The organism is Streptomyces sp. NPDC049837 (assembly GCF_040674455.1).
Classification (GTDB): domain Bacteria; phylum Actinomycetota; class Actinomycetes; order Streptomycetales; family Streptomycetaceae; genus Streptomyces.
In genome coordinates, this window is the sequence record NZ_JBFAMP010000008.1 from 299,091 (window position 1) to 324,586 (window position 25,496).

The following is a 25,496-nucleotide window of genomic DNA, read 5'->3' on the forward strand; positions in this document are numbered from 1 at the left end:
CGCCGGTGGCCCCGGTGGCGCCGGTGGCTCTGGCGGCTTCAGGAGCCCCGGCGGCTCCGACAGTGGCCGGAACGCCAGCGGTGTCCGGGGCGTCCACACCCCCGGCGGTTCCGGTGGCGCCGGTAGCCCCTGCGGCTTCCGCAGGCCCGGCAGGGGCCACAGCCTCCGGAGCCCCGATCGCCCCGGGAGGGCCCGCAGCCCCGGCGGTTGCGGTAGCCCGGGCAGCGCCCCGCCCCCCAACGGCCCCGGTGACCCCGGTGAGCCCGGCGGCCCCGGCAGCGCCCACACCCCCGGCGGCCCCGGCAGCGTCCGGAACGCCGGCGGTCCCGCTGGCCTCGGGGGACCCCGCAGCCCCGGCAGCGTCCGTGGTTCCGGCAGCACCGACCGCCTCGGTGGCCCCTGCACCCCCGGCAGCCCCCGCAGCCCCACCGGTGTCGGTGCCCGAGGGCCTTGGCGGGGCCTGGGGGGCCGGGAGCACGGCCAGGGAGGCGGGGCGCCGCTCGCGGAGCGCGGGCCCGCAGCGCGCCCGACCGCACGGTGCCGGTGGTGGGGCGCGCCGTGTGGAAGGCCTCCTGCTCGGGCTGGCCGCCGGTGACGCGGCCGGGTGGCCCGCCGCGCGGCACCGTGCCGCGCGGATGCCCGAGTGGACGCGCCGCCTCACCCGCGAGCTCGACACGTTCGCCGAGCAGAACGCCACCACCACCCTCCCCGTGCCCATCGCCCTCAACCAGCCCCCCGAGCCCCTCCGCCTCGGCCCCTCCGACGACGCCGAGTGGGCGGTGTTCACCGCCGAGACCCTGCTCACCGCCGCCGGCGGGCTCTTCCGCTCCCTGCCCGCCGCCCGCCGCCTGTGCGCCGCCGTCGACCTGGCCTGGAACTCCCTCGCCGCCGAGATCGCCGCCGCCGCCGACCGCGCCCCCGAGGTCGAGTCCGCCGTCCTCCCCCTCCGCGCCCGCATCTCCGTACGCGCCGGACTCGGCAACCTCGCCACCGGGCTGCGCCCGCCCGCCACCGGCCACGACAACCCGCACTACTTCGACGACGCCGCCTGCGTCCGCGCCGCCGTCCTCGCCGTCGCCCACCCCGGCGACCCCCGCTCCGCCGCCGAACTCGCCGAGTTCGACGCCCGCTACACCCAGGACGGCGACGGCGTGCACGGCGCCCGGGCCATGGCCGCCGCCGTGGCCGCGGCGCTCGGCGGGGCCAGCGTCGACGACGCCGTGGACGCCGCGCTCGGCCAGCTCCCGCCCACCACGGAGATCGGCCGCAACGCCCGGCACGCCACCAGGCTCGCCCGCGCCGCCGACAGCGCCTTCGAGCTCGTCCCGCTCCTGGAGCACCAGATCGTCGACCACGTCTACAGCTACGGCATCGCCGCCGCCGAGACCGTCCCGGTGGCCCTCGCGCTCGCCACCGCCGCCCGGGGCCGGGTCACCGAGGCGGTACCGGCCGCCGCCTGCCTTTCCCGGGTGGCCGACTCCGCGCCCGCCCTCGCCGGCGCGCTGACCGGCACCCTCAGCGGCGGCGCCGGCGTGCCCGCCACCTGGCGCGACGCCTGCCGCACCCTCGCGGGCTGCGCACTGCCCCGCCTCGCGGGCACCGATCTCGTGGAACTCGCCGAACAGCTCGCACACACGGAACTCGCCACCCCGGGTGGACAATTCCGACATGACGCCGAAACCCACACTCGAGGACCGGATCACCGGGAGCCTCGTCGGAGCAGCCGTCGGTGACGCGCTCGGCGGCGCGGTCGAGGGCTACACCCCGGACCAGATCGCCGAACGCCACGGCGGCCGCGTCACCGGCATCGTCGGCCCCTGGAACGGCGACGCCTGGCGCACCGCCCGCCCCATCGCCCCGTACCACAAGGGCGACGGGCACGTCACCGACGACACCCTGATGACCCACGCGCTGATCCGGGTGTACGACGCGGTCCGCGACCACCTCGACGCGTACGCCGTCGCCGACCATCTCGTACCCGACCTGATCTCCACCCCCCGCTGGATCCCCGAACTCGAAGCCGAGGCGCTCCCCCTCCAGCGGGTCTTCCTGGCCGAGAAGTGGCTGGTGACCCGCCTCCACTACGGCCACGTCGACCCGCGCGAGGCGGGCACCGGAAACATCGTCAACTGCGGCGCCGCGATGTACATGGCCCCGGTCGGGCTGGTCAACGCCGCGAACCCGCCCGCCGCCTACGCCGAGGCCCTCGACGTCGCCGGTGCCCACCAGTCCTCGTACGGCCGCGAGGCCGCCGGGGTGTTCGCGGCGGCGGTCGCGGCGGCCTGCCTGCCCGGCGCGACGCCCGGCTCCGTGGTGGACGCGGCGCTCGGTCTCGCCAAGGACGGCACCCGTTCGGCGATCGAGGCGGTGGCCGAAGTCGCCGCCCGGCACACGGACTTCGAGTCCGCCCTCCGGCCCCTCCGGGAGGCGGTCGCCCCCTTCGACACGGTCGGCCCCGACTACCGCTCCCCCTCCCTCGGCGCGCGCCGCCCGTCCCGGGTGCACGCCATCGAGGAGCTCCCGATCGCGCTGGGCATGCTGCTGGTCGGCGAGGGCGACTACCGCCGTACGGTGCTGGGCGCCGTCAACTACGGCCGCGACTGCGACTCGATCGCCACCATGGCGGGCGCGATCGCGGGCGCGCTGCACGGGGCGGCGGCGGTCCCCGCCACCTGGGCGAAACAGGTCGCCGAGGCCAGCCGCCTCGACCTGCACGCCCCGGCTGCGGTACTGGCCGACGTCGCCCACGAGGTCTTCATGCGCGACACGGCCCGCCGCCGCGCCCACGAGCGGGCGTTCGTCGCCCTCTCCCCCGCCCTTGGGGCGCCCCGGTGAACGTGCGCCTCACCTGGGTCCAGCCCGAGGACCTCATCGGCCACGAACTGCGCCAGGCCGCGGAGGACGGCCGCGACGCCTCGGCCGTCGCCGCCCGCTGGCACGCCGCGGGCGGCACCCCCGCCCCCACGGCGGCCGGCGCCTCCCCGGCCCCCGCGCCCCCACACCTCCGCGCCCTCGCGGAACACCTCCTGGACGAACTCGCCTCCCTCCCCACCCCCCTTGCCTCCGCCGAACCGACCCCGCTCCCCCACATCAAGCGCCTCTGCCCCCACTGGCCCGCCCCCACACCGAACGCCCCGCCCGACGCAAGGCCCCCGACCGCCCCCTCGGCGGCCGCACCGCCCCACCTACCCGGGCACCCGCCCGGGACCGCGCACCCACCCGCCCCCGTCCCTTGCGACGCCCCGCGCACCGCGCCCGCCACCGTCGCGCCCGCCACCGTCGCGCCCGGGCTGCACGCCCGGCTGCATGCCGCGTGGGTCGGGCGCGCCGCCGGGTGCCTGCTCGGCAAGCCCGTCGAGAAGTTGCCGCTCCCCGCCATCCGGGCGCTCGCCCGGGCCACCGGGAACTGGCCGCTCACCTCCTGGTTCACCGCCAGGGGCGTGCCCCCGGAGCTCGCCGCCGCCCATCCGTGGAACCGGCGCTCCGCCGCCACCTCGCTCGCCGAGAACATCGACGGCATGCCCGAGGACGACGACCTCAACTACCCCCTTCTCAATCTGCTGCTCCTCCAGCGGTACGGCCCCGGCTTCTCCACCGCCGACGTCGCCCGCCTCTGGCTGGACGAACTGCCCGCCGGCCGCACCTTCACCGCCGAACGCGTCGCCTACCGCAACCTCCTCTCCGGCCTCGAACCACCGCTCACCGCCACCCACCGCAACCCGTTCCGTGAGTGGATCGGCGCCCAGATCCGCGCGGACGCGCACGGCTGGACCCACCCGGGCGACCCGGCGGCCGCCGCGGAACAGGCCCACCGGGACGCCACGCTCACCCACACCGCGAACGGCGTGTACGGCGCGATGTTCACCGCGGCCGTCATCGCGACCGCCGCCTCCGGCACCGCCGACGTCCACCAGGCGCTCGCCGCCGGCCTGTCGGTCGTCCCGCCCGGCTCACGCCTGGCCCGCGCGGTCCGCTTCGGCATCGCGACGGCCCACGCCCACACCGACTTCGACACCGTCGCCGACCGGCTCCACGCCGCCTACGGCTCCTACCACTGGGTGCACGCCGTCCCGAACACCGCCCTCCTCGCCGCCGCGCTCACCCACGCCGACGGCGACTTCACCCTCTCCGTCTGCCGTGCCGTCTCCGGCGGCTGGGACACCGACTCCAACGGCGCCACCGCCGGCTCGGTCGCCGGTCTCCTCGCCGGCCGCCCCGACCGGATCCCCGACCGCTGGACCACCCCCCTCAAGAACCGCCTCGCCACCTCCGTCCACACCTTCGACGGCATCGGCTTCGACACGCTGGCCGGACTCACGCACGCCCTCGCCCACCAGGAGGCACACCGCCCATGACCCGCATCGTGGTGCTGGGCAGCACCAACATGGACCTCGTCGCCTATGTGAGCCGCGCCCCCAAGCTCGGCGAAACCGTCACGGGACGCGAGTTCCGTACGATCCCCGGCGGCAAGGGCGCCAACCAGGCCGTCGCGGCCGCCCGCGCCGGGGCCGAGGTGTCGATGATCGGCGCCGTCGGCTCCGACGAGTTCGGCACCCGGCTCCGGGCCGGTCTGGCCGCCGCCGGCGTCGACACCGATCTCCTCCGCACCGTCGACGGCCCCTCCGGCACCGCCCATATCGTCGTCGACGACGAGGGCGGCAACGCGATCATCGTCATCCCCGGCGCCAACGGCACCGTCACCTCCCTCTCCCCCGGCGACGAGACGCTCATCGCCACCGCCCACTCGCTGCTGCTCCAGCTCGAACTCCCCCTCTCAGCCGTCACCGCCGGTGCGCGAGCCGCCCGCCGCCACGGCGTCCGTACGATCCTCACCCCCGCCCCGGCCCAGCCCCTCCCGCCCGAACTGCTGGCCGCCACCGACCTCTTGGTGCCCAACGAGCACGAGGCCGCGATCCTCACCGGCCTCGCCGACCCACGCGCCGCCGCCGAGGAACTGCTCCGCCACGTCCCCGAGGTCGTCATCACCCTCGGCGCCTCCGGCAGCCTCCACGCCGCGCGCGGCACCGACCCCGTCACGGTCCCCGCACCCCGCGTCCGGGCCGTCGACACCACCGCCGCGGGCGACACCTTCGTCGGCGCGCTGGCCGTCGCGCTCGGCGAGGGCAGGCCCGTGGTGGATGCCCTCACCTGGGCGTCGTCGGCCGCGGCGCTGTCCGTCCAGCGCCCCGGAGCCTCGTCCTCGATGCCGTACCGCACGGAGATCGACGCCGTATGACCACCACACCTCCTCCCCCGCTCCAAGGACTGCGCGTCCTGGACCTCGCCACCCTCTTCGCCGGCCCGCTCGCGGCGACCATGCTCGGTGACTACGGCGCTGACGTCATCAAGGTCGAGCACCCCCGCAAGCCCGACCCGTCCCGGGGCCACGGCCCCGCCAAGAACGGCATCGGCCTCTGGTGGAAGCTGCTCGGCCGCAACAAGCGCGCCATCACCCTCGACCTGTCCACCCCCGGCGGCCGCGCCACCCTGCTCCGCCTCGCCGCCACCGCCGACGTGGTCATCGAGAACTTCCGCCCCGGCACCCTGGAGAAGTGGGGCCTGGGCTGGCCCGAACTCTCCGCCGCCAACGACCGGTTGGTCCTGGCCCGGGTCACCGGCTTCGGACAGTACGGCCCGTACGCCCGGCGCCCCGGTTTCGGCACGCTCGCCGAGGCCATGAGCGGCTTCGCGGCGATCACCGGCGAACCCGATGGTCCGCCCACGCTCCCTCCCTTCGGTCTGGCCGACTCCATCGCGGCCCTGGCCACCGCCTATGCCGTGATGACCGCCCTCCACGCCCGTACCGCCACCGGCCACGGCCAGGTCGTCGACATGGCGATCATCGAACCGATCCTCACCGTCCTCGGCCCGCAACCGCTCTGGTACGACCAGCTCGGCTACGTCCAGCCCCGCACCGGCAACCGCTCCCGCAACAACGCCCCCCGCAACACCTACCGCACCGCCGACGGCACCTGGCTGGCCGTCTCCACCTCCGCCCAGTCCATCGCCGAACGCGTGATGCGCCTGGTCGGCCGCCCCGACCTGATCGCCGAGCCCTGGTTCGCCGAAGGCACCACCCGCGCCCAGCACGCGGACGTCCTCGACGAAGCGGTCGGCTCCTGGATCGCCCGGCACACCCGCGAGGAGGCCATGGCGGCGTTCGAGAAGGCCGAGGCGGCGATCGCCCCGATCTACGACATCCGCGACGTCATGGCCGACCCCCAGTACCAGGCGCTGGACACGGTCACCGAGGTCCCCGACCCCGAGCTCGGCCCCATCCGTATGCAGAACGTCCTCTTCCGCCTCTCGGAGACCCCCGGCGCCATCCGCTGGGCGGGCCGCCCCCACGGCGCCGACACCGACGCCGTCCTCACCGAACTCGGCCTGAGCCAGGCCGAGATCGCCGCCCTGCGTTCCGAGGGCGCGCTATGACCTCCGACCCCGCCACCCCGCTCACCTGGCTGTACGCCCCCGGCGACCGCCCCGACGTCGTCGCCAAGGCCCTCGCGTCCGGCGCCGACGTCGTGATCGTCGACCTGGAGGACGCGGTGCCTCCGGACCGCAAGGCCTACGCCCTCGCCGCCACGACCGACCTGCTCTCCTCGCCCCACCCCGTACCGGTCCATGTCCGCCTCCCCAGCGCGCACGACACCACGGCCATCGCAGCCCTGGCCCCCCTGCCCGGCCTCGCTGCACTGCGTATCCCCAAGGTGACACACGGCACTGACATCCACCGGATCGCGGCCCTCGCCCCCGGCGTCCCGCTGTACGCGCTGCTGGAATCCGCCCTGGCCATCGAGCACGCCCACGCCATCGCCACCGCCCACCGGGACGTCCGGGGCATCGCCATCGGCGAGGCGGACCTCCGCGCCGACCTGGGCGTACGCGACGACAGCGGCCTCGACTGGTCGCGCGGCCGGGTCGTGGTGGCCGCCCGCGCTGCGGGCCTCCCGCCGCCCGCGCAGTCCGTCCACCCGGACACCCGCGACCTCGACGGCCTCGCCGCGTCGTGCGCCCACGGCCGGGCGCTGGGGTTCCTGGGCCGGGCGGCGATCCACCCCCGCCAGTTGCCGGTCATCGAGCAGGCGTACCTACCGACCCCGGAAGAGGTCGCCGCGGCGGAGGAGATCGTCAAGGCGGCCGCCACCGACGCCGGGGCGCTGGCCCTGCCGGACGGCCGCTTCGTCGACGCGGCGGTCGTCGCGGCCGCCCGCCGCACGCTCTCCCTCATCAGGACCCACCGCGCATGAAACCGCACATGAAAAGCGAGGCGGCCGCCGGAACCTCCAGGTCCCGACGGCCGCCTCGCACCATGAACGAATCAGCTCTTCTCCGCCGACTCCGGTTTCGCACCGGCACCGGCACCGGCGCCGCCGCCAGCACCGGCGTCGTCACCCGCGTCGCTCGGGGCCGCGTCGCCCGGGGCGGCGTCACCCGCGTCCGCCTTGGCGAGCTTCGCCGCGTGCGCCTTCGCCTCGTCCGCGAGTGCCGCCGGTTCCACGACCTCCTCGCGCCCCGGACGCATCCGCGACGAGACGACGATGTACACCACGGCCAGCAGGAAGACCAGGATCGCCGTCCACACGTTCAGCCGGAGGCCCAGGACGTGGTGCGCCTCGTCGACGCGCATGTACTCGATCCAGGCGCGTCCCGCGCAGTACGCCGCGACGTAGAGCGCGAACGCCCGGCCGTGGCCCAGCTTGAACCTGCGGTCCGCCCAGATCACCAGCAGGGCGACGCCGATGCACCAGAGCGACTCGTACAGGAAGGTCGGGTGGTAGAGCCCGGCCTCGCGGTTGGGGCCCTCACTGATCTTCAGCGCCCACGGCAGGTCGGTGGGCCTGCCGTACAGCTCCTGGTTGAACCAGTTGCCCCAGCGGCCGATCGCCTGGGCGAACGCGATGCCGGGCGCGATGGCGTCGGCGTACGCCGGGAGCGGGATGCCACGGCGGCGGCAGCCGATCCAGGCGCCCACCGCGCCGAGCGCGATCGCGCCCCAGATGCCGAGGCCGCCCTCCCAGATCTTGAAGGCGTCGACCCAGTTCTCGCCCTCGCTGAAGTAGAGCTGGTAGTCGGTGATGACGTGGTACAGCCGGCCGCCGACGAGGCCGAAGGGCACCGCCCAGACGGCGATGTCGGCGACGGTACCGGCTTTGCCGCCCCGGGCGAGCCAGCGCTTGCTGCCGTACCAGACGGCGACGAAGACACCGATGATGATGCAGAAGGCATAGCCGCGCAGCGGGACCGGTCCGAGGTAGAGGACGCCGGTCGACGGGCTGGGAATGTAGGCAAGGTCCATGGCAGGACCGACGCTACCCTGCCGGGCGGGAGACGGGGCAACCCGCCCGGCAAAGAGTGCATAACAGCGCGGGACAGCCGCGCCCGCTCAGCTCGTCGTCGGGCTCGCGGGGGCCGGCGACGCGGGAGGCGACGCGGGCGGGGACGGGAACGCCGTGCCCGGCTTCTTGCCCTTGTTCGCCTCGGCGACCCACTTCTTCAGGTTCTCGATGGAGATCTGTTCCTTGCCCTTGGTCGGGAAGATCGATTCTCCGTTGAGCAGCACGGTCGGCGTGCCCCGGAAGTCGCCGGCGCGGAAGGCCTCGTTGGACTTGTTCACCCAACTGTCGTGGGTGCCCTCCGTGACGCAGGAGCGGAAGGCGGGGGTGTCCAGGCCGGGCACCTTGGCCGCCAGCTCGAACAGCCTGGCGTCCCTGGCGAAGGCGTCGTCCTGCTCCGGGGGCTGGTTCTGGTAGAGCACGTCGTGGTACGGCACGAACTTGCCGGCGTCCTGGGCGCACGCCGCGGCGTTCGCCGCGTTGAGCGAGCCGCTGCCGCCCATGTTTCCGTCGATGATCGTGGCGAGGTGGTACTCGACCTTGATCTGGCCGGAGTCGGTGAGCTGGTGGATCGTGTCCCGGGCGGCGTTCTCGAACTGGGCGCAGGCCGGGCAGCGGAAGTCCTCCCAGATCGTGAGCGTGGACGGGGCGTCGGTGGCACCGACCGGGATGGCGAGCTGGTCCTTGCCGGCGGCGCCCGTCGGGGCGGCGACGGGGCCGGAGCCGGAGCCGTCGCTCTCGTCGCCGGTGTTGGCGGCGATCAGCCCGACGACCGTGGCCAGCCCGAGCACGCCGACCACGGCGGCCGCGACGATCAGCGTGCGCCTGCGCTTGTCGCGGGCCTTCTGCCGCTCGCGTTCCACCTGGAGCCGTTCTCGCGCGCTCCGCTTCCCTGCACTGTTCTTGTCGCTCACGCCCACAGCAACGAACCGGGGAGGCGCCCGCGCGCCTCCCCGGTCCAGATCCACCCGTACGAGCTACGAAACCGTCGCGGAGCGCCGCACCCCTCGTGCCAGTTCGCCCGCCAGTTCCCGTACGGCGGCGACGCCGGCCGCGTGGTCGTCGGCGTCGAGCATCCGCTTGACGAAGGCGGAGCCGACGATGACGCCGTCGGCGAAGGAGGCCACCTCGGCGGCCTGGTCGGCGTTGGAGACGCCGAGGCCGACGCAGACCGGCAGCTCGGAGGTGGCGCGGGTGCGCCGCACCAGGTCGGCGGCCTGTTCGCCGACCGACTCACGGGTGCCGGTGACGCCCATCAGGGACGCGGCGTACACGAAGCCGCTCCCCGCGCGCGTGATGGTGGCCAGCCGCTCGTCCTTGCTGCTGGGCGCGACCACGAAGACGGTCGCCAGGCCGTGCTTCTCGGCGTGCTCGCGCCACACGGCCGACTCCTGCACCGGCAGGTCCGGCAGGATGCAGCCGGCGCCGCCGGCCTCCGCCAGCTCGGCGGTGAAGCGCTCGATGCCGTACCGGTCGATGGGGTTCCAGTACGTCATGACGAGGACCGGCTTGCCGGTGGCCTCGTGCGCCTCGCGGACCGTGCGCATCACGTCGGCGATCTTCACGCCGCCGCGCAGCGCGATGTCGTCGGCGGTCTGGATGACCGGGCCGTCCAGGACCGGGTCGCTGTGCGGCAGGCCGACCTCGACGACGTCGGCGCCGCCGTCGAAGGCGGCCTTGATGGCCTCGATACCGCCGTCGACGGTCGGGAATCCGGCCGGGAGGTACGCGATGAGCGCGGCCCGGTTCTCGGATTTGGCGTGCTCCAGGGTGTCGGTCAGGAGTTGGATGTTGCCGCTCACTTGGTTCCCCCCTGGATCGTGGTGTCCGTCTGGATCTCGGCGGCGCCGTCCTCGGCGGAGGCGTCGGCCTCGACGGGGGCGGCGTCGGTCTCGTAGAGGCCGAAGTAACGCGCGGCGGTGTCCATGTCCTTGTCACCGCGGCCGGACAGGTTGACCACGATGAGGCCGTCCTCGCCGAGTTCCCGGCCGAGCTCCAGGGCACCGGCCAGCGCGTGGGCGGACTCGATGGCCGGGATGATGCCCTCGGTACGGGACAGCAGGCGCAGGGCCTGCATGGCGGCGTCGTCGGTGACCGCGCGGTACTCACCGCGTCCGCTGTCCTTGAGGTACGAGTGCTCCGGGCCGATGCCCGGGTAGTCGAGGCCGGCGGAGATCGAGTACGGCTCGGTGATCTGCCCCTCGTCGTCCTGGAGGACGTACGAGCGGGAGCCGTGCAGGATGCCGGGCTCGCCGGCGGTGAGCGTGGCCGCGTGCTCGCCGGTCTCGACGCCGTGTCCGGCGGGCTCGCAGCCGACGAGGCGTACGGACGCGTCCGGGATGAACGCGTGGAAGAGGCCGATGGCGTTGGAACCGCCGCCGACGCAGGCGACGACCGCGTCGGGCAGCCGGCCGGCCCGCTGAAGGATCTGGCGGCGGGCCTCGACGCCGATGACGCGGTGGAAGTCGCGGACCATGGCGGGGAACGGGTGCGGTCCGGCGACGGTGCCGAAGAGGTAGTGCGTGTGGTCGACGTTGGCGACCCAGTCGCGGAACGCCTCGTTGATGGCGTCCTTGAGGGTGCGGCTGCCGGACTTGACCGGGATGACCTCGGCGCCGAGCATCCGCATCCGGGCGACGTTCAGCGCCTGGCGCTGGGTGTCGATCTCGCCCATGTAGATGGTGCATTCGAGGCCGAACAGGGCGCAGGCGGTGGCGGTGGCCACGCCGTGCTGTCCGGCGCCGGTCTCGGCGATGACCCGGGTCTTGCCCATCCGCTTGGTGAGCAGGGCCTGGCCGAGCACGTTGTTGATCTTGTGCGAGCCGGTGTGGTTCAGGTCCTCGCGCTTGAGGAAGACCCGGGCACCGCCCGCGTGCTCGGCGAACCGGGGCACCTCGGTGAGGGCGCTCGGACGGCCGGTGTAGTTGACCAGCAGGTCGTCGAGCTCGGCCGCGAACGCGGGGTCGTTCTTGGCCTTGTCGTACTCGACGGCCACCTCGTCGACCGCGGCGACGAGGGCCTCGGGGATGAACTTGCCGCCGTAGGCACCGAAGTAACCCTCGGCGCTCGGGACCTGGCCCTCGGGATCGGGAATGAAGAACTCGCTGGGCATGCGACATGCTCCTCTACGGGGGCGGTGTTCGCCCCCGGACGTCTCGGCTTGACGGTGGTCACGGTGTGCGCCGACGCCACCGGGCGACCGCTGCCCGCCCGTCGTCACGTCCGTGTCGTACGGACGGAGGGCTGTGGGTCAGCGGTGGCGGAGGCGCGCGGTGCGCGCGCGCCATCGCATGCCGTTGACCTGGCCGGGCTCGTCACCGATGACGTAGCGGACGCGGCGCCCGTGCACGCGCCGCGCCGGGGCACGGCAGCCACGCGGGCGGCAGCCCCGGGCCAGCCGGGCGTACGCGTCGGGGACGGCGTGCACGCCGGTGAGGAGGTCCGCCGCGTAGGGGCGGCAGACACGTCCGGCCGTCGCGGAGGCCACGCACGCGCGCGTGGCCGGGGTCGCGGCCGAGTCCGCCACACCGGTGGCGGTCCCGCTCACCGCGGAAACCGCCGTCGCCGAAGCCGTGGAACGGCTCGCCCGCGGGCGCGCCGCGGCGCCCGGCGGCACGGCACGCGGCGGCGTGCGGTGCGGCGCCGGGGCGGCGCAGACGCGAGGGCGGGCGGCGGTCATGGGAGAGGCTCAGCCCCGTCCGTGCCGGAGGGCCGGGTGGGCGCCCGCGGCGACCAGGTCGGCCACCGCGGACTTGGGGTCGCGCCCGGTGACCAGGGACTCGCCGACGAGCACCGCGTCGGCGCCCGCGTTGGCGTACGCGATCAGGTCGTGCGGGCCACGGATGCCGGACTCGGCGACCTTCACGATCCCGGCGGGGATCTCGGGGCCGACCCGCTCGAAGGTGGAGCGGTCCACCTTGAGGGTCTTCAGGTTGCGGGCGTTGACGCCGATGACGCGGGCTCCCGCGTCGACGGCCCGCTCGACCTCTTCCTCGTCGTGCACCTCGACCAGCGGGGTGAGACCGATGGACTCGGCCCGCTCGATCAGCGACTCGAGGGCCGGCTGGTCCAGCGCGGCGACGATCAGCAGGGCGAGGTCGGCGCCGTACGCCCTGGCCTCCCAGAGCTGGTACGCGGTGACGATGAAGTCCTTGCGCAGGACCGGGATGTCGACCTTGGCGCGCACCGCTTCGAGGTCGGCCAGGGAGCCGCCGAAGCGCCGCTGCTCGGTCAGTACGGAGATGACGGCGGCGCCGCCCGCTTCGTAGTCCGCGGCGAGCCCTGCGGGGTCCGCGATCGCGGCGAGCGCGCCCTTGGAGGGGCTGGAGCGCTTCACCTCGCAGATGACCTTGACGCCGTCGCCGCGCAGCGCGGCGGCGCCGTCCTTGGCCTGGGGCGCCTTGGCCGCCCGCTCCTTGAGCTCGTCGAGGGACACCCGCGCCTGTCGCTCTGCGAGGTCGGCGCGAACGCCTTCGATGATCTCGTCGAGCACACTCACGCGAGAGGCCCCCTTCCACGACGGTGATGTTGGATCAGGATCAGTCACCTTGATGGTATCCGTACCGGGGCCGAGAGTCCTCATCCGGCCGACCGCACCGCTGTGACCTGGTGTTTCACGGAGCGAGGGCGGAGCCGAACGGAAGGTTCCGGACGACGGAGAAAACCGCCAGCAGGGCGCCGGCGGACCACCACCACACGGGTCCGAGGGTGATCCGTACGGGCAGTCCCCGGACGGCGCGCGCCAGCCAGTACACGAGCCACACCGCGAAGAGCAGGTATCCGGCGACTGCGATCGCGTTCGCGCCGAGGGCGGTGGTCAGGTCGCCGTGGATGAAGGCGTGGGCGCTGCGCAGGCCGCCGCAGCCGGGGCAGAGGATCCCGGTGAAGCGGAGCAGGGGGCAGACGGGATAGTGCCCGGGCTCGTTGGGGTCGACCGCGCCGACGTACGCGAACGCCCCGGCGACCGCGGCGAGGACGCCCAGGGGCGCCGCGACACGCCGTACGAGCGGGGCTGGGGGCGGGGCCGCCGCCACGGTGTGGCCGGGCCACACGGGTGCCGCCCCATCCGGGCCGGGCTCCACAGGTGCCGCCCCGTCCGGGCCGGGCCGCACGGGTGCCGGCGCGGGGCCGGACGGCCCGGGCCGGGCGGGAACGGGCGGCTCGGCGGGCGACGCGGGGGTCGGGTTGGGGTCCACCGGGTGATTGTCGCCGGTCATACGGAAAGGCGCAGCCCGGCTCGTGCCGGACCGCGCCTCGTGTCGCGATGCGCCCGGACGGGTCAGGCGTGGACGTCCGCGCGGGCGGTCTCCGGGGTGTGGTCCTTGCGGGCGGCCTCTTCACGCGCCCGGACGAGCTCGGGCGCCTCCTTCTGGCCGAGGCCGGCGAGCTTCATCGCGTATCCGACGACACCGCCGAGCAGGATGACGGCCATGCCGGCCCAGAAGCCGAGCGGGTTGGCCGCCACCATGAAGACACCGGCGACGCAGAAGCCGATGAAGGAGATGGTGACTCCGGTCCAGGCGGCCGGGGTGTGTCCGTGGTCGCTGCCCGCCATGAATTGCTCCTCGTTGCTGTTGCTCTGTGTACGGCCCCGCCGGGTGCGGACGCTCAGCGTCATTGTCCCGCACGCGCGCGTGCGGGGTGATCCGGGGGTCACCCTCGGAGGCCGCCGCGCGTCACGCGTCGCGGGTGGGGTCCTCGCCCCGGTCCAGGGCCTTCCAGAGGTCCTCGGGACGGTCCGGGCCGGCGGGGGCGGCCGTGCGGGTGCCCTTGCGCTCGCGGGGGCCGCCGTCGCGTTCGTACCGCCCGGACATCGCCGGCCAGGTCCGGCCGTGGCGGAGGGCGAGGAGCCCGGCGACGAGGATCAGCAGGCCCCCGGCGGCCGTGATGTAGGGCCAGGCGCCGTGCGTGAGGGTGCCGATCCGGGCCGCGGCGTCGCCGGTGGTCGCGGCGGCCTTCGCGTTGAGCGCCGCGCTGTCGGTGGCGCCCAGGTAGGCGGCGAGGGCCGCGCCCGCGCCGCTCAGGGTGAGCAGCAGCGACACCAGGAACCGGCCGGCGCGGCGTACCGCGAAGACGGCGACGAGGGCCGCGAGGCCCACGATGGCGAGGGCGGTCGGTACGCCGGTGACGTCGCCGCCCGACGCTTCGAGCGGCACGGTGCCGCCGCCGACCGCGACCGTGCCCTCGGCCCAGGTCTGGCCCGAGGCGAGCAGCACGACGGCCGCGCCGACGGCGCCGAGGGACAGGGCGGCGGCGAGGCTGCGGCGGCCGCCCGAAGCGGCCGCCGTCTCGTCCGCGCGGGTGGCACGGGGCTGGGGTACGGATGCGGCACTCACGTCACCACTATCCCTTATGCCGTCATGCGCCGTTCATCCGGTTGGCGGTATGCACGGCGCGGAGGACGGCGGCCGCCTTGTTGCGGCACTCGGTGTCCTCGGCGACCGGGTCGGAGTCGGCCACGACACCCGCGCCGGCCTGGACGTACGCCGTGCCGTCACGCAGCAGGGCGGTGCGGATGGCGATGGCGGTGTCCGAGTCGCCGGCGAAGTCCAGGTAGCCGACGCAGCCGCCGTACAGTCCGCGCCGGGTGGGTTCGAGCTCCTCGATGATCTGCATGGCGCGCGGCTTGGGCGCGCCGGAGAGCGTTCCGGCGGGGAAGCAGGCGGTGAGCACGTCGAAGGCGGTGCGGCCCTCGGCGACCCGGCCGGTGACGGTCGAGACGATGTGCATGACGTGCGAGTACCGCTCGATCGACATGAAGTCGACGACCTCGACGGAGCCGGGTTCGCAGACCCGGCCGAGGTCGTTGCGACCGAGGTCGACGAGCATCAGGTGCTCGGCGCGCTCCTTGGGGTCGGCGATGAGCTCGTCGGCCAGAGCCTGGTCCTCCTGGGGCGTGGCCCCGCGCGGGCGGGTGCCGGCGATCGGGTGGACCATGGCGTGCCCGTCCTCGACCTTGACCAGGGCTTCGGGGCTGGACCCGACGACGTCGAAGCCGTCGAAGCGGAACAGGTACATGTACGGGGACGGGTTGGTGGCCCGCAGCACCCGGTAGACGTCCAGGGCGCTCGCCGTGCAGGGCGTCTCGAAGCGCTGGGAGGGCACCACCTGGAAGGCCTCGCCGGCCCGGATGCGCTCCTTGATGTCCTCGACGGCGTCCTGGTAGGCCTGGCCGCCCCACAGGGCGGTGTACGGCGGGAGCTCGGAGGGCGGCAGGGCGGCGGGCTCCGTCGCGAGCGGCTTCGCGAGGTCGGCGGCCATGGCGTCGAGGCGGGCGACGGCGTCCGCGTACGCCTCGTCGATGCCCGTGTCGAGGTCGTTGTGGTTGATGGCGTTGGCGATGAGCATCACCGTGCCGTCCCAGTGGTCGAGCACGGCGAGGTCCGAGGTGAGCAGCATGGTCAGCTCGGGCAGGTGGAGGTCGTCCGTGCCGTGGTCGCCGATGCGCTCCAGGCGGCGCACGATGTCGTACCCCAGGTAGCCGACCATGCCGCCGGTGAAGGGCGGCATCCCGGAGGCGAGGTCACGGGGGGTGTGCAGGGCCTCCACGGTGGCGCGCAGCGCCTTCAGGGGGTCGCCGTCCACGGGTACGCCGACGGGCGGGGTGCCGAGCCAGTGGGCCTGGCCGTCACGGGCGGTGAGGGTGGCGGAGCTGCGGACGCCGATGAAGGAGTACCGCGACCAGGAGCGGCCGTTCTCGGCGGACTCCAGGAGGAAGGTGCCGGGGCGTTCGGCGGCGAGCTTGCGGTAGAGGCCGACCGGGGTGTCGCCGTCCGCGAGGAGGCGGCGGCTGACGGGGATGACGCGGCGGTCGGCCGCCAGCTTGCGGAAGGTCTCGAGATCCATGGCGTTACTTTCCCAGCGGGAGGACGTCGGCGTCGAAGCAGGTCCGGGCGCCGGTGTGGCAGGCGGCACCCACCTGGTCGACCTTGACCAGGACGGTGTCGGCGTCGCAGTCGAGGGCGACGGACTTGACGTGCTGGACGTGACCGGAGGTGTCGCCCTTGACCCAGTACTCCTGGCGGCTGCGGGACCAGTAGGTGCAGCGGCCGGTGGTGAGGGTGCGGTGCAGGGCCTCGTCGTCCATCCAGCCCAGCATGAGCACCTCGCCGGTGTCGTACTGCTGGGCGATGGCCGGGACCAGCCCGTCGGGGCTGCGCTTGAGACGGGCGGCGATGGCCGGGTCAAGGTTGCTGGTCATGTCGCCATTGTGCCGTGACGGCGAGGTGTTCCCGGTGGTGCGTCCACTGGGCGGACCGGACCGTGCGGCCGTACGCTGGCCTCCATGTCGACCCATGCCAAGCGTGAACGGCTCCTGCTCGCCGACCTCTTGGAGGCGGCGGGCCCCGATGCCCTGACCCTGTGCGAGGGGTGGAAGACCCGCGATCTGGCGGCCCACGTGGTGGTGCGCGAGCGCCGCCCGGACGCGGCGGCGGGGATCTTGCTGGGCCCGCTGCGCGGGCGCCTGGAGCAGGTGCAGGCGGAATTCGCATCCAAGCCGTACGAGGAGCTGATCCAGCTCATCCGGACGGGCCCGCCGAGGATGTCCCCGTACGCGATCAAGCAGGTCGACGAGGGGGCCAACACGGTCGAGTTCTACGTGCACGCCGAGGACGTGCGGCGCGCGCAGCAGGGCTGGACGGCCCGCGAGCTGGACCCGGTCTTCGCGGAGGCCCTGTGGGTACGCCTGGAGAAGGCGGCCCGCATGCTGTGCCGCAAGGTCCCCGTGGGCCTGGTCCTGCGCCGCCCCAACGGCCAGACGGTGGTGGCGCACCGGGGTGCGCCGGTGGTGACGGTGACGGGTGAGCCGGGCGAGCTGACGATGTTCGCGTTCGGCCGCCAGGACGCGGCGAACGTCGAGGTGGAGGGCGACAAGGACGCCGTGGAGCGGCTGCACGGGGCGAAGCAGCTCGGGATCTAGCCGCCTCCCTCGTGGGAGGCCTCGGGGAGCCGTTGTCAGTGGTGGCGGGCATCATCGGACGTACGCGGCTCACCCGGGAGGCGGACCATGATCAAGATCGCGATGACCAACGTGTACGTCGACGACGAGGACAAGGCCCACGCCTTCTACACGGACGTGCTCGGCTTCGAGACCCGGACGAACCTCGATCTGGGTGAGGCGCGCTTCATCACGGTGGCCGCCCCCGGGCAGGACGTGGAGCTGCTGCTGGAGCCCGGCGACAGCCCGGTGGCGGAGCAGTACCGCAAGGGGCTGCGGGAGGCCGGGCTGCCCTGCATCGTCCTCGGTGTGGACGATCTGGCGGCCGAGTACGAGCGGCTGAGCGGGCTGGGTGTGCGGTTCACCCAGCCGCCCACGGAGCAGGGTCCGCTGGTGACGGCCGTGCTGGACGACACCGTCGGCAACCTCGTACAGCTCGCCCAGCCGCTCGTCTGACCGCCGGAAGGGCCTGACCGCCGGAAGATGCCTCAGCGGACCGGGTGGCCCGCTTCGCGCAAGGTGTCCTTCACCTCGGAGATCCGCAGGTCGCCGAAGTGGAACACGGAAGCCGCCAGCACCGCGTCCGCGCCCGCGTCGATCGCCGGCGGGAAGTGCGCGAGCCTGCCCGCGCCGCCCGAGGCGATCACCGGCACGGTGACGTGCTTGCGCACGGCCGCGATCATCTCGGTGTCGTAGCCGTCCTTGGTGCCGTCCGCGTCCATCGAGTTCAGCAGGATCTCGCCCGCGCCGAGCTCGGCGGCCCGGTGGGCCCACTCGACGGCGTCGATGCCGGTGCCCCGGCGGCCGCCGTGCGTGGTGACCTCGAAGCCCGAGGGCGTGCCGGAGTCGGTACGGCGGGCGTCCACCGACAGGACCAGCACCTGGCGGCCGAAGCGCTCGGCGATCTCCTGGATCAGCTCCGGGCGGGCGATCGCGGCGGTGTTGACGCCGACCTTGTCCGCGCCGGCGCGCAGTAGCTTGTCGACGTCCTCGGCGCTGCGCACGCCGCCGCCGACGGTCAGCGGGATGAACACCTGCTCGGCGGTGCGGCGCACCACGTCGTAGGTGGTCTCCCGGTTGCCGGACGACGCGGTGATGTCCAGGAAGGTCAGCTCGTCGGCGCCCTCGGCGTCGTACAGCTTGGCCATCTCGACGGGGTCGCCCGCGTCGCGCAGGTTCTGGAAGTTGACGCCCTTGACGACCCGGCCGTTGTCCACGTCCAGGCAGGGGATCACTCGGACCGCGAGGGTCATGACGAGGCACCTCCTCGCTCTGCTGCCCGGTACGCCTCGACTTCGACCTCGACGACCAGCCGCGGGTCGACGAAGCCCTCGACGATGATCATCGATGAGGCGGGGCGGACGGCGTCGAACAGCTCCTTGTGGGCGCGGCCGACCTCCTCCACGTCCCGGGCGTGGGTGATGTACATGCGCGTACGGACGACGTCCGCCGCACCGAGGCCGAGCTGCTCCAGCGCGCCCAGGGCGACGTTGAAGGAGTTGACCGCCTGTTCGTAGGGGCCGCCCTCGGCGATCACGCCGTCGACGACGGAGGTGCAGCCGGAGACCAGGACCAGGCCGTTCGGCAACTCGACGGCCCGGGAGTAGCCGAACTGCTCCTCCCAGGGCGCGCCGGTCACGACCTTGCGTACGGTCTGGGTCATTCGGCCACCACCGCGAGCGCTTCCTCCAGGGTGAACGCCTTCGCGTAGAGCGCCTTGCCGACGATCGCGCCCTCGACACCGAGCGGAACGAGTTCCGACAGGGCCCGCAGGTCGTCGAGCGACGAGACGCCGCCGGAGGCGACGACCGGCTTGTCGGTGGCCGCGCAGACGTTGCGCAGCAGCTCCAGGTTGGGGCCCTGGAGCGTGCCGTCCTTGGCGATGTCGGTGACCACGTAGCGGGCGCAGCCCTCGGAGTCGAGGCGGGCCAGCGTCTCGTAGAGGCCGCCGCCGTCGCGGGTCCAGCCGCGGCCGCGCAGCGTCGTGCCGCGCACGTCCAGGCCGACCGCGATCTTGTCGCCGTGCTCGGCGATGACCTTGGCGACCCACTCGGGGGTCTCCAGCGCGGCGGTGCCCAGGTTGACGCGGGTGCAGCCGGTGGCGAGCGCGGCGGCGAGCGACGCGTCGTCCCGGATGCCGCCGGACAGCTCCACCTTGATGTCCATGGCCTTCGCGACCTCGGCGATCAGGTCCCGGTTGTCACCGGTGCCGAACGCGGCGTCGAGGTCCACGAGATGCAGCCACTCGGCGCCCGCGCGCTGCCAGGCGAGGGCGGCCTCCAGCGGGGAGCCGTAGGACGTCTCCGTACCGGACTCGCCATGGACGAGCCGTACGGCCTGGCCGTCCCGGACGTCGACGGCGGGGAGGAGTTCGAGCTTGCTCATCTCAGCGGGTCCTAGATCCTTTGGAGGGAGGTCAGAAGGTGTTGAGCCAGTTGGTCAGGAGCTGTGCGCCGGTGTCGCCGGACTTCTCGGGGTGGAACTGGGTCGCCCACAGCGCCCCGTTCTCGACGGCCGCCACGAACCGCTCGCCATGCGTGGACCAGGTGACCTTGGGCGCGCGCATCGCGGGGTTGGTGATCTCCAGGCTCCAGTCGTGCACGGCGTAGGAGTGCACGAAGTAGAACCGGGCGTCGGCGCCGAGGCCGGCGAACAGCTCGCTGTCCTCCGGCGCCTCGACGGTGTTCCAGCCCATGTGGGGGACGACCGCGGCCTTCAGGGGCCCGACCGTGCCGGGCCACTCGTCCAGGCCCTCGGTCTCCACCCCGTGCTCGATGCCGCGCTCGAAGAGGATCTGCATGCCGACGCAGATGCCCATGACGGGGCGGCCGCCGGAGAGCCGGCGCTCCACGATCCAGTGCCCGCGGGCCTCCTTGAGCCCGGCCATGCAGGCGGAGAAGGCGCCGACGCCGGGGACGAGGAGCCCGTCGGCGTTCATGGCCTTGTCGTAGTCGCGGGTGATCTCGACGTCGGCGCCGACGTGGGCGAGCGCCCGCTCGGCGGAGCGGACGTTGCCGAATCCGTAGTCGAAGACCACGACCTTCTTCGCAGTGCTCATTGCGCTCACTCCCAGATCCCCTGGATACGCAGGACGCCCGCGAGCAGGCACATCGCCGAGGCGACGGCCAGCAGGACGATGACGCCCCTGGGCATCTTCTGCTTGCTGAAGGAGTACACGCCTCCCGCGAGGAAAAGTCCGACGATGATGAGCAGCGTGGACAGCGGACTCACAGTGCTCCCTCGTTCGCTTCTCCGCCCGCGCGGCGCAGCGGCGCGGGCATCACGCTCGTCCGCGGCCCGGCGGCCGCGCGTGCGTCGCTCACAGCGCGCCCTTCGTGGAGGGCAGGATGCCGGCCGCGCGCGGGTCGCGCTCCGAGGCGTAGCGCAGGGCGCGGGCGAGGGCCTTGAACTGGCACTCCACGATGTGGTGGGCGTTGCGCCCGTACGGCACGTGGACGTGCAGCGCGATCTGGGCCTGGGCGACGAACGACTCCAGGATGTGCCGGGTCATCGTCGTGTCGTAGGAGCCGATCATCGGCGCCATGTTCTCCGGCTCGGTGTGCACCAGGTAGGGGCGGCCGGAGAGGTCGACGGTGACCTGGGCGAGGGACTCGTCCAGCGGCACCGTGCAGTTGCCGAACCGGTAGATGCCCACCTTGTCGCCGAGGGCCTGCTTGAAGGCGGCGCCGAGCGCGAGGGCGGTGTCCTCGATGGTGTGGTGCGAGTCGATGTGCAGGTCGCCGTCTGTCTTGACGGTGAGGTCGAACAGACCGTGGCGGCCGAGCTGGTCGAGCATGTGGTCGTAGAAGCCGACGCCGGTCGACACATCGACCTTTCCGGTGCCGTCGAGGTCTATCTCGACGACGACGGACGTCTCCTTGGTGGTGCGCTCGACCCGTCCTACGCGGCTCATGAGCTCTGCTCCTTCTTCAGTGCGCGAACCGCATCCAGGAACGCGTCGTTCTCTTCGGGTGTGCCGGCGGTGACCCGCAGCCAGCCCGGTACGCCGTTGTCCCGGACCAGGACGCCCCGGTCGAGGATCGCCTGCCACACGGCGTGGGCGCCGCCCTCGCCGGTGAAGCGCCCGAACTGGACGAAGTTGGCGTCGGACTCGGTCACCTCGTAGCCGATGGCCCGCAGCTCGGCGACCAGCCGGTCCCGCTCGGCCTTGAGCTGCTCGACGTACCCCAGCAGCGTATCGGTGTGCTCCAGGGCCGCGAGCGCGGTGGCCTGGGTGACGGCCGAGAGGTGGTACGGCAGGCGTACGAGCTGGACGGCGTCGACCACGGCCGGGTGGGCTGCGAGGTAGCCCAGGCGCAGTCCGGCGGCGCCGAACGCCTTGGACATGGTCCGGGAGACCACCAGGTGGGGGCGGCCCTCGATGAGGGACAGCAGGGACGGGCGGTGGCTGAACTCCACGTACGCCTCGTCGACGATCACCAGCGCCGGCCTGGCCGCCTGCGCCGCCTCGTACAGCGCCAGCACGGTCTCCGCGTCGACGGCGGTACCCGTGGGGTTGTTGGGCGAGGTGATGAAGACGACGTCGGGGCGGTGCGCGGCGATGGCGGCCGTGGCGTCGGCCACGTCGATGGTGAAGTCGTCCCGGCGCGGTCCGGAGATCCAGCCCGTCCCGGTGCCGCGCGAGATCAGGCCGTGCATCGAGTACGAGGGCTCGAAGCCCATCGCGATGCGGCCCGGTCCCGCGAAGGTCTGGAGGAGCTGCTGGATGACCTCGTTGGAACCGTTGGCGGCCCAGACGTTGGCGAGGCCGACCTCGTACCCGGTGGTGCGGGTGAGGTAGGCGGCCAGTTCCGTGCGGAGCTCGACGGCGTCCCGGTCGGGGTAGCGGTTGAGCGTACGGGCCGCCTCCCGGACGCGCTCGGCGATCCGCTCGACGAGCGGCTCGGGCAGCGGGTACGGGTTCTCGTTGGTGTTGAGGCGTACGGGCACGTCGAGCTGGGGCGCGCCGTAGGGGGACTTGCCGCGCAGCTCGTCGCGGATGGGCAGGTCGTCGATGCCGATCGTCACCGCTGGGGCACCTTCCACTCGAACCTGGCCTTGATGGCCGCGCCGTGCGCCGGGAGGTCCTCCGCCTCCGCGAGGGTCACCACGTGGTGGGCCACCTCGGCGAGCGCGTCGCGCGTGTAGTCCACGATGTGGATGCCGCGCAGGAAGGACTGCACGGACAGGCCCGAGGAGTGGCAGGCGCAGCCGCCGGTGGGCAGGACGTGGTTGGAGCCCGCGCAGTAGTCACCGAGCGAAACCGGTGCCCAGGGGCCGACGAAGACGGCGCCCGCGTTGCGCACGCGCTGCGCCACGGCGGCGGCGTCGGCGGTCTGGATCTCCAGGTGCTCGGCGCCGTACGCGTCGACCACGCGCAGGCCCTCCTCCAGGCCGTCGACCAGCACGATCGCGGACTGCCTGCCGCGCAGGGCGGGCACGATCCGGTCCTCGACGTGCTTGGTGGCGGCGACCTGCGGCTCCAGCTCCTTCTCGACGGCCTCGGCGAGGTCGACGGAGTCGGTGACCAGGACGGCGGCGGCGAGCGGGTCGTGCTCGGCCTGGCTGATCAGGTCGGCGGCGATGTGGACGGGGTCGGCGGTGTCGTCGGCGAGGACCGCGATCTCGGTCGGGCCGGCCTCGGTGTCGATGCCGATCCGGCCGGTGAAGTACCGCTTGGCGGCGGCGACCCAGATGTTGCCGGGGCCGGTGACCATGTTGGCGGGGGCGCAGGACTCGGTGCCGTACGCGAACATGGCGACGGCCTGGGCGCCGCCGGCCGCGTACACCTCGTCGACGCCGAGCAGCGCGCAGGCGGCGAGGATCGTCGGGTGCGGCAGGCCGCCGTGCTCCTTCTGCGGCGGGGACGCGAGGGCGATCGACTCGACGCCCGCCTCCTGCGCCGGTACGGCGTTCATGATCACGGACGAGGGGTAGACGGAGCGGCCGCCCGGCGCGTACAGCCCGACGCGCTCGACCGGAACCCACTTCTCGGTCACCGTGCCGCCGGGCACCACCTGGGTGGTGTGCTGGGTGCGGCGCTGCTCGCGGTGGACGATGCGGGCGCGGCGGATCGACTCCTCCAGTCCGGCGCGGACGGCCGGGTCGAGCTCCTCCAGCGCGCGCGTGAGCGCGGCGGCCGGAACGCGCACCTGGTCGAGGACCACACCGTCGAACTTCTCCGCGTAGTCGATCAGCGCCGCGTCTCCCCGATGATGCACGGCCTCGCAGATCGGCCGCACCTTCTCCAGGGCGGCTTCCACGTCGAACTCGGCACGGGGCAGCAGGTCGCGCAGAGCGCCACCCTTGGGGAGGGCGTCGCCGCGCAGATCGATTCGTGAGATCACAGGTCAATTCTCGCAGACGGCTTCCCGCGGCCGGACGTCCGTATCACTGGCTGATACACGCCACGGCAGGGCTGGACTGTCACACCTGACCGTTAGCGTTCAGTCCGTCACACAGCGGGAAGAACAGCCGTACGAAACAGGGGAAGCGGAGGGGGCGGCAGTGACCGAGCCGCACGACGACGACGTACCGGACGACCTCACCCCGTCCGAGGTGGGCATGTGGCAGGCGTTCCGGATCGGCGCCACGTACGACCTGAGCGCGGGCAACGCGATGCTGGACGATCCGTTCTCGCCGCGCGTCTGGCCGCCCGAGCGGAGCGTGCGGGCGGACAAGGTGGCGCTGCTGCTGCTCGACGGGCCGCCCGCGCTGGCCGGGCGCGTCTCGGCGCTGAAGCTGCGCGGGGTGCAGATCACCGGCACGCTGGATCTTGCGGGCGGCACGGTGGGGCCGTACGTGGAGCTGTACGGCTGCCGGTTCGAGAACGAGGTGGTGCTGCCGGAGTCGCGGTTCACCACGCTGCGCATGGTCAAGTGCGCGATACCCCGGCTGGAGGCGGCGCGGCTGCACACGGAGGGCGACCTGCACCTGCCGCGCTGCCGGGTGGAGCACGGGATGCGGCTCACCGACGCCCAGATCGGCACGGACCTGCTGATCAGCCAGATCCATGTGGGCCCGGACCGGCGGGGGCGGGCGATCGTCGCCGACGGGATGGCGGTGGCGCAGGACCTGACGGCGGAGCTGATCGAGACGCATGGCGAGTTCTCGCTGCGCGGGGCGAAGATCGGCGTCTCGCTGAGCCTGCGCGGCAGCAGGCTGCGGGGCGCGGAGGGCCGCCGGGCGCTCAACGCGCCGCAGCTCACCGTGGAGCGGACGCTGTACATGACGTACGCCTGGGTCAGCGACCGCACGGGCAACGCGGCGGGTACGACGCCGCCCGGCGGGCTGGCGAACTTCAACACGCCGATGCGCGGCACGCGCGTGCAGCCGTTCGAGTGCCGGGGCGGGGTGCGGCTGGACGACGGCCGGTTCGGGGACGCGGTGGACTTCCACCACGCGCGGTTCCTGCTGTCCTCGGAGCGGCGGGAGGAGCTGTCGCTGCGCCGGATCGTCACCCCGGAGCTGCGTTTCAACGGGGAGCGCCCGGAGGAGGGGCGGGTGGTGCTGAACGGCGCGAAGGTCGTGACGCTGATCGACCTGTCGACGAGCTGGCCGGGGCCCGGCGGGCTGGCGATGGGCGGTTTCGTGTACGAGAACCTCGTGCCGTACGGGCACTTCCCGCTCGCCCGCCGTCTGGAGTGGGTGGCGGCGGCGACCCCGGAGTTCGCCCCGGAGCCGTACGAGCGGCTGGCGACCGTGCTGCGCAACAGCGGGGAGGACGCGGACGCGCGCGAAGTGCTGCTGGCCAAGCAGCGCCGGCGGCGCGAGACGCTCCCGCTGGCGGCGAAGATGTGGGGCTACTTACAGGACTGGACGGTGGCGTACGGCTACCGGCCGGGCCGGGCGGCGCTGTGGATGGCGGTGCTGTGGGCGGCGGGGACGCTCGCCTTCGCGCAGTGCGATCCGCCGCCGATCAAGCCGGCTGAGCACCCGAACTGGAACGCGGCCCTGTACGCGCTGGATCTGCTGCTGCCGGTGATCAATCTCGGCCAGGACGGGTACTGGCGGCTGGGCGGCATATGGCAGTGGGCGTCGACCGTGCTGATCCTGCTGGGCTGGATCCTCGCCACTACCGTCGCGGCCGGTGCCTCGCGTCTCCTGAGGCGCAGTTGACACACCCGTACACCGCTTTCTTTACGCTCTCTTGGCATTCGTCCGTGCAACCATTCCGCCGCCACCAAAGCTTCACAGCAGGCCACTGGCGCGGCTCCGACCTG

At 73.4% G+C, this 25,496-nt stretch carries 28 protein-coding genes; 9 read left to right on the top strand and 19 right to left on the bottom strand.

The window, feature by feature from the left end:
* The first annotated feature begins 392 nt into the window (after positions 1-392).
* From AB0J57_RS23185 to AB0J57_RS23210, 6 genes are read left to right on the top strand one after another with little or no spacing between them, the layout of a single operon-like run.
* Positions 393-1,733: an ADP-ribosylglycohydrolase family protein gene (locus AB0J57_RS23185; RefSeq protein WP_366130184.1), complete on the top strand. Its 1,341-nt coding sequence runs from the start codon at positions 393-395 to the stop codon at positions 1,731-1,733.
* Positions 1,669-2,835, top strand: a complete 1,167-nt coding sequence (locus AB0J57_RS23190; protein WP_366130185.1) for an ADP-ribosylglycohydrolase family protein — start codon at positions 1,669-1,671, stop codon at positions 2,833-2,835. The genes AB0J57_RS23185 and AB0J57_RS23190 overlap by 65 nt, the downstream gene beginning before the upstream one ends.
* Positions 2,832-4,355: an ADP-ribosylglycohydrolase family protein gene (locus AB0J57_RS23195; protein WP_366130186.1), complete on the top strand. Its 1,524-nt coding sequence runs from the start codon at positions 2,832-2,834 to the stop codon at positions 4,353-4,355. Before AB0J57_RS23190 ends, AB0J57_RS23195 begins: the two co-directional genes overlap by 4 nt.
* Positions 4,352-5,236, top strand: a complete 885-nt coding sequence (gene rbsK, locus AB0J57_RS23200; protein WP_366130187.1) for a ribokinase — start codon at positions 4,352-4,354, stop codon at positions 5,234-5,236. Before AB0J57_RS23195 ends, rbsK begins: the two co-directional genes overlap by 4 nt.
* On the top strand, positions 5,233-6,432 hold the full coding sequence (locus tag AB0J57_RS23205) for a CoA transferase (RefSeq protein WP_366130188.1): 1,200 nt from the start codon (positions 5,233-5,235) through the stop codon (positions 6,430-6,432). The genes rbsK and AB0J57_RS23205 overlap by 4 nt, the downstream gene beginning before the upstream one ends.
* Positions 6,429-7,250 carry a CoA ester lyase gene (locus AB0J57_RS23210; RefSeq protein WP_366130189.1) on the top strand — a complete coding sequence of 274 codons (822 nt, stop codon included), beginning with the start codon at positions 6,429-6,431 and terminating at the stop codon, positions 7,248-7,250. Before AB0J57_RS23205 ends, AB0J57_RS23210 begins: the two co-directional genes overlap by 4 nt.
* A gap of 71 nt (positions 7,251-7,321) precedes the next feature.
* Here the strand turns inward: AB0J57_RS23210 and lgt are convergent, their stop codons facing one another.
* The 11 genes from lgt to hisI all read right to left on the bottom strand — a co-directional run bounded on the left by lgt (position 7,322) and on the right by hisI (position 16,536).
* Positions 7,322-8,299, bottom strand: a complete 978-nt coding sequence (gene lgt, locus AB0J57_RS23215) for a prolipoprotein diacylglyceryl transferase (protein ID WP_366130190.1) — start codon at positions 8,297-8,299, stop codon at positions 7,322-7,324.
* 87 nt (positions 8,300-8,386) lie between these two features.
* The gene (locus tag AB0J57_RS23220; RefSeq protein WP_366130191.1) at positions 8,387-9,250 is read right to left on the bottom strand and encodes a thioredoxin domain-containing protein; all 864 of its coding nucleotides are present in this window, start codon (positions 9,248-9,250) and stop codon (positions 8,387-8,389) included.
* A 63-nt stretch (positions 9,251-9,313) separates the two neighbouring features.
* Complete coding sequence (gene trpA / locus AB0J57_RS23225) at positions 9,314-10,138, bottom strand: tryptophan synthase subunit alpha (protein ID WP_366130192.1); 825 nt, start codon at positions 10,136-10,138, stop codon at positions 9,314-9,316.
* Entirely contained in the window at positions 10,135-11,448 is a 1,314-nt protein-coding gene (trpB, locus tag AB0J57_RS23230; protein ID WP_366130193.1) for a tryptophan synthase subunit beta, read from the bottom strand. The genes trpA and trpB overlap by 4 nt, the downstream gene beginning before the upstream one ends.
* Before the next feature lie 138 nt (positions 11,449-11,586).
* Positions 11,587-11,883, bottom strand: coding sequence for a tryptophan synthase subunit(beta) (locus AB0J57_RS23235; RefSeq protein WP_366130194.1), 297 nt, complete (start codon positions 11,881-11,883; stop codon positions 11,587-11,589).
* A 141-nt stretch (positions 11,884-12,024) separates the two neighbouring features.
* Positions 12,025-12,834 (bottom strand): indole-3-glycerol phosphate synthase TrpC, encoded by an 810-nt coding sequence (gene trpC, locus AB0J57_RS23240; protein ID WP_366130195.1) that lies wholly within the window; start codon positions 12,832-12,834, stop codon positions 12,025-12,027.
* Between the two features lie 115 nt (positions 12,835-12,949).
* Positions 12,950-13,531 (bottom strand): DUF2752 domain-containing protein, encoded by a 582-nt coding sequence (locus AB0J57_RS23245; RefSeq protein ID WP_366130196.1) that lies wholly within the window; start codon positions 13,529-13,531, stop codon positions 12,950-12,952.
* An 83-nt stretch (positions 13,532-13,614) separates the two neighbouring features.
* Positions 13,615-13,890: an HGxxPAAW family protein gene (locus tag AB0J57_RS23250; protein ID WP_366130197.1), complete on the bottom strand. Its 276-nt coding sequence runs from the start codon at positions 13,888-13,890 to the stop codon at positions 13,615-13,617.
* A 121-nt stretch (positions 13,891-14,011) separates the two neighbouring features.
* A complete protein-coding gene (locus tag AB0J57_RS23255) occupies positions 14,012-14,671 on the bottom strand; it encodes a TIGR02234 family membrane protein (protein WP_366130198.1) in 660 nt (219 codons plus the stop codon).
* A 22-nt stretch (positions 14,672-14,693) separates the two neighbouring features.
* The gene (locus tag AB0J57_RS23260; protein ID WP_366130199.1) at positions 14,694-16,181 is read right to left on the bottom strand and encodes an anthranilate synthase component I; all 1,488 of its coding nucleotides are present in this window, start codon (positions 16,179-16,181) and stop codon (positions 14,694-14,696) included.
* Positions 16,182-16,185: 4 nt separating this feature from the next.
* On the bottom strand, positions 16,186-16,536 hold the full coding sequence (hisI, locus tag AB0J57_RS23265; RefSeq protein ID WP_073752349.1) for a phosphoribosyl-AMP cyclohydrolase: 351 nt from the start codon (positions 16,534-16,536) through the stop codon (positions 16,186-16,188).
* An 84-nt stretch (positions 16,537-16,620) separates the two neighbouring features.
* On the opposite strand from hisI, the gene AB0J57_RS23270 reads away from it, so the two are divergent.
* Together AB0J57_RS23270 and AB0J57_RS23275 are read left to right on the top strand one after the other, a co-directional pair.
* Entirely contained in the window at positions 16,621-17,256 is a 636-nt protein-coding gene (locus AB0J57_RS23270; protein WP_366130200.1) for a TIGR03085 family metal-binding protein, read from the top strand.
* An 87-nt stretch (positions 17,257-17,343) separates the two neighbouring features.
* Positions 17,344-17,730 carry a VOC family protein gene (locus tag AB0J57_RS23275; RefSeq protein WP_366130201.1) on the top strand — a complete coding sequence of 129 codons (387 nt, stop codon included), beginning with the start codon at positions 17,344-17,346 and terminating at the stop codon, positions 17,728-17,730.
* 32 nt (positions 17,731-17,762) lie between these two features.
* On the opposite strand, the gene hisF is transcribed toward AB0J57_RS23275, so the two are convergent.
* The 8 genes from hisF to hisD all read right to left on the bottom strand — a co-directional run bounded on the left by hisF (position 17,763) and on the right by hisD (position 23,621).
* Positions 17,763-18,527 (bottom strand): imidazole glycerol phosphate synthase subunit HisF, encoded by a 765-nt coding sequence (hisF, locus tag AB0J57_RS23280; protein ID WP_366130202.1) that lies wholly within the window; start codon positions 18,525-18,527, stop codon positions 17,763-17,765.
* Positions 18,524-18,937: a RidA family protein gene (locus AB0J57_RS23285; RefSeq protein ID WP_366130203.1), complete on the bottom strand. Its 414-nt coding sequence runs from the start codon at positions 18,935-18,937 to the stop codon at positions 18,524-18,526. Before AB0J57_RS23285 ends, hisF begins: the two co-directional genes overlap by 4 nt.
* Complete coding sequence (priA, locus tag AB0J57_RS23290; RefSeq protein ID WP_366130204.1) at positions 18,934-19,659, bottom strand: bifunctional 1-(5-phosphoribosyl)-5-((5-phosphoribosylamino)methylideneamino)imidazole-4-carboxamide isomerase/phosphoribosylanthranilate isomerase PriA; 726 nt, start codon at positions 19,657-19,659, stop codon at positions 18,934-18,936. The genes AB0J57_RS23285 and priA overlap by 4 nt, the downstream gene beginning before the upstream one ends.
* A gap of 31 nt (positions 19,660-19,690) precedes the next feature.
* Positions 19,691-20,332 carry an imidazole glycerol phosphate synthase subunit HisH gene (gene hisH / locus AB0J57_RS23295; RefSeq protein WP_366130206.1) on the bottom strand — a complete coding sequence of 214 codons (642 nt, stop codon included), beginning with the start codon at positions 20,330-20,332 and terminating at the stop codon, positions 19,691-19,693.
* Positions 20,333-20,337: 5 nt separating this feature from the next.
* Complete coding sequence (locus AB0J57_RS23300) at positions 20,338-20,505, bottom strand: hypothetical protein (RefSeq protein ID WP_366130207.1); 168 nt, start codon at positions 20,503-20,505, stop codon at positions 20,338-20,340.
* Between the two features lie 88 nt (positions 20,506-20,593).
* Positions 20,594-21,187: an imidazoleglycerol-phosphate dehydratase HisB gene (gene hisB / locus AB0J57_RS23305; protein ID WP_030492957.1), complete on the bottom strand. Its 594-nt coding sequence runs from the start codon at positions 21,185-21,187 to the stop codon at positions 20,594-20,596.
* Positions 21,184-22,302 (bottom strand): histidinol-phosphate transaminase, encoded by a 1,119-nt coding sequence (locus AB0J57_RS23310; RefSeq protein ID WP_366130208.1) that lies wholly within the window; start codon positions 22,300-22,302, stop codon positions 21,184-21,186. Before AB0J57_RS23310 ends, hisB begins: the two co-directional genes overlap by 4 nt.
* The gene (gene hisD / locus AB0J57_RS23315) at positions 22,299-23,621 is read right to left on the bottom strand and encodes a histidinol dehydrogenase (protein WP_366130209.1); all 1,323 of its coding nucleotides are present in this window, start codon (positions 23,619-23,621) and stop codon (positions 22,299-22,301) included. Before hisD ends, AB0J57_RS23310 begins: the two co-directional genes overlap by 4 nt.
* A 160-nt stretch (positions 23,622-23,781) precedes the next feature.
* Here hisD and AB0J57_RS23320 point away from each other — a divergent pair, with 160 nt between their 5' ends.
* Complete coding sequence (locus AB0J57_RS23320) at positions 23,782-25,392, top strand: oxidoreductase (protein ID WP_366130210.1); 1,611 nt, start codon at positions 23,782-23,784, stop codon at positions 25,390-25,392.
* The last annotated feature ends 104 nt before the right edge of the window (positions 25,393-25,496 follow it).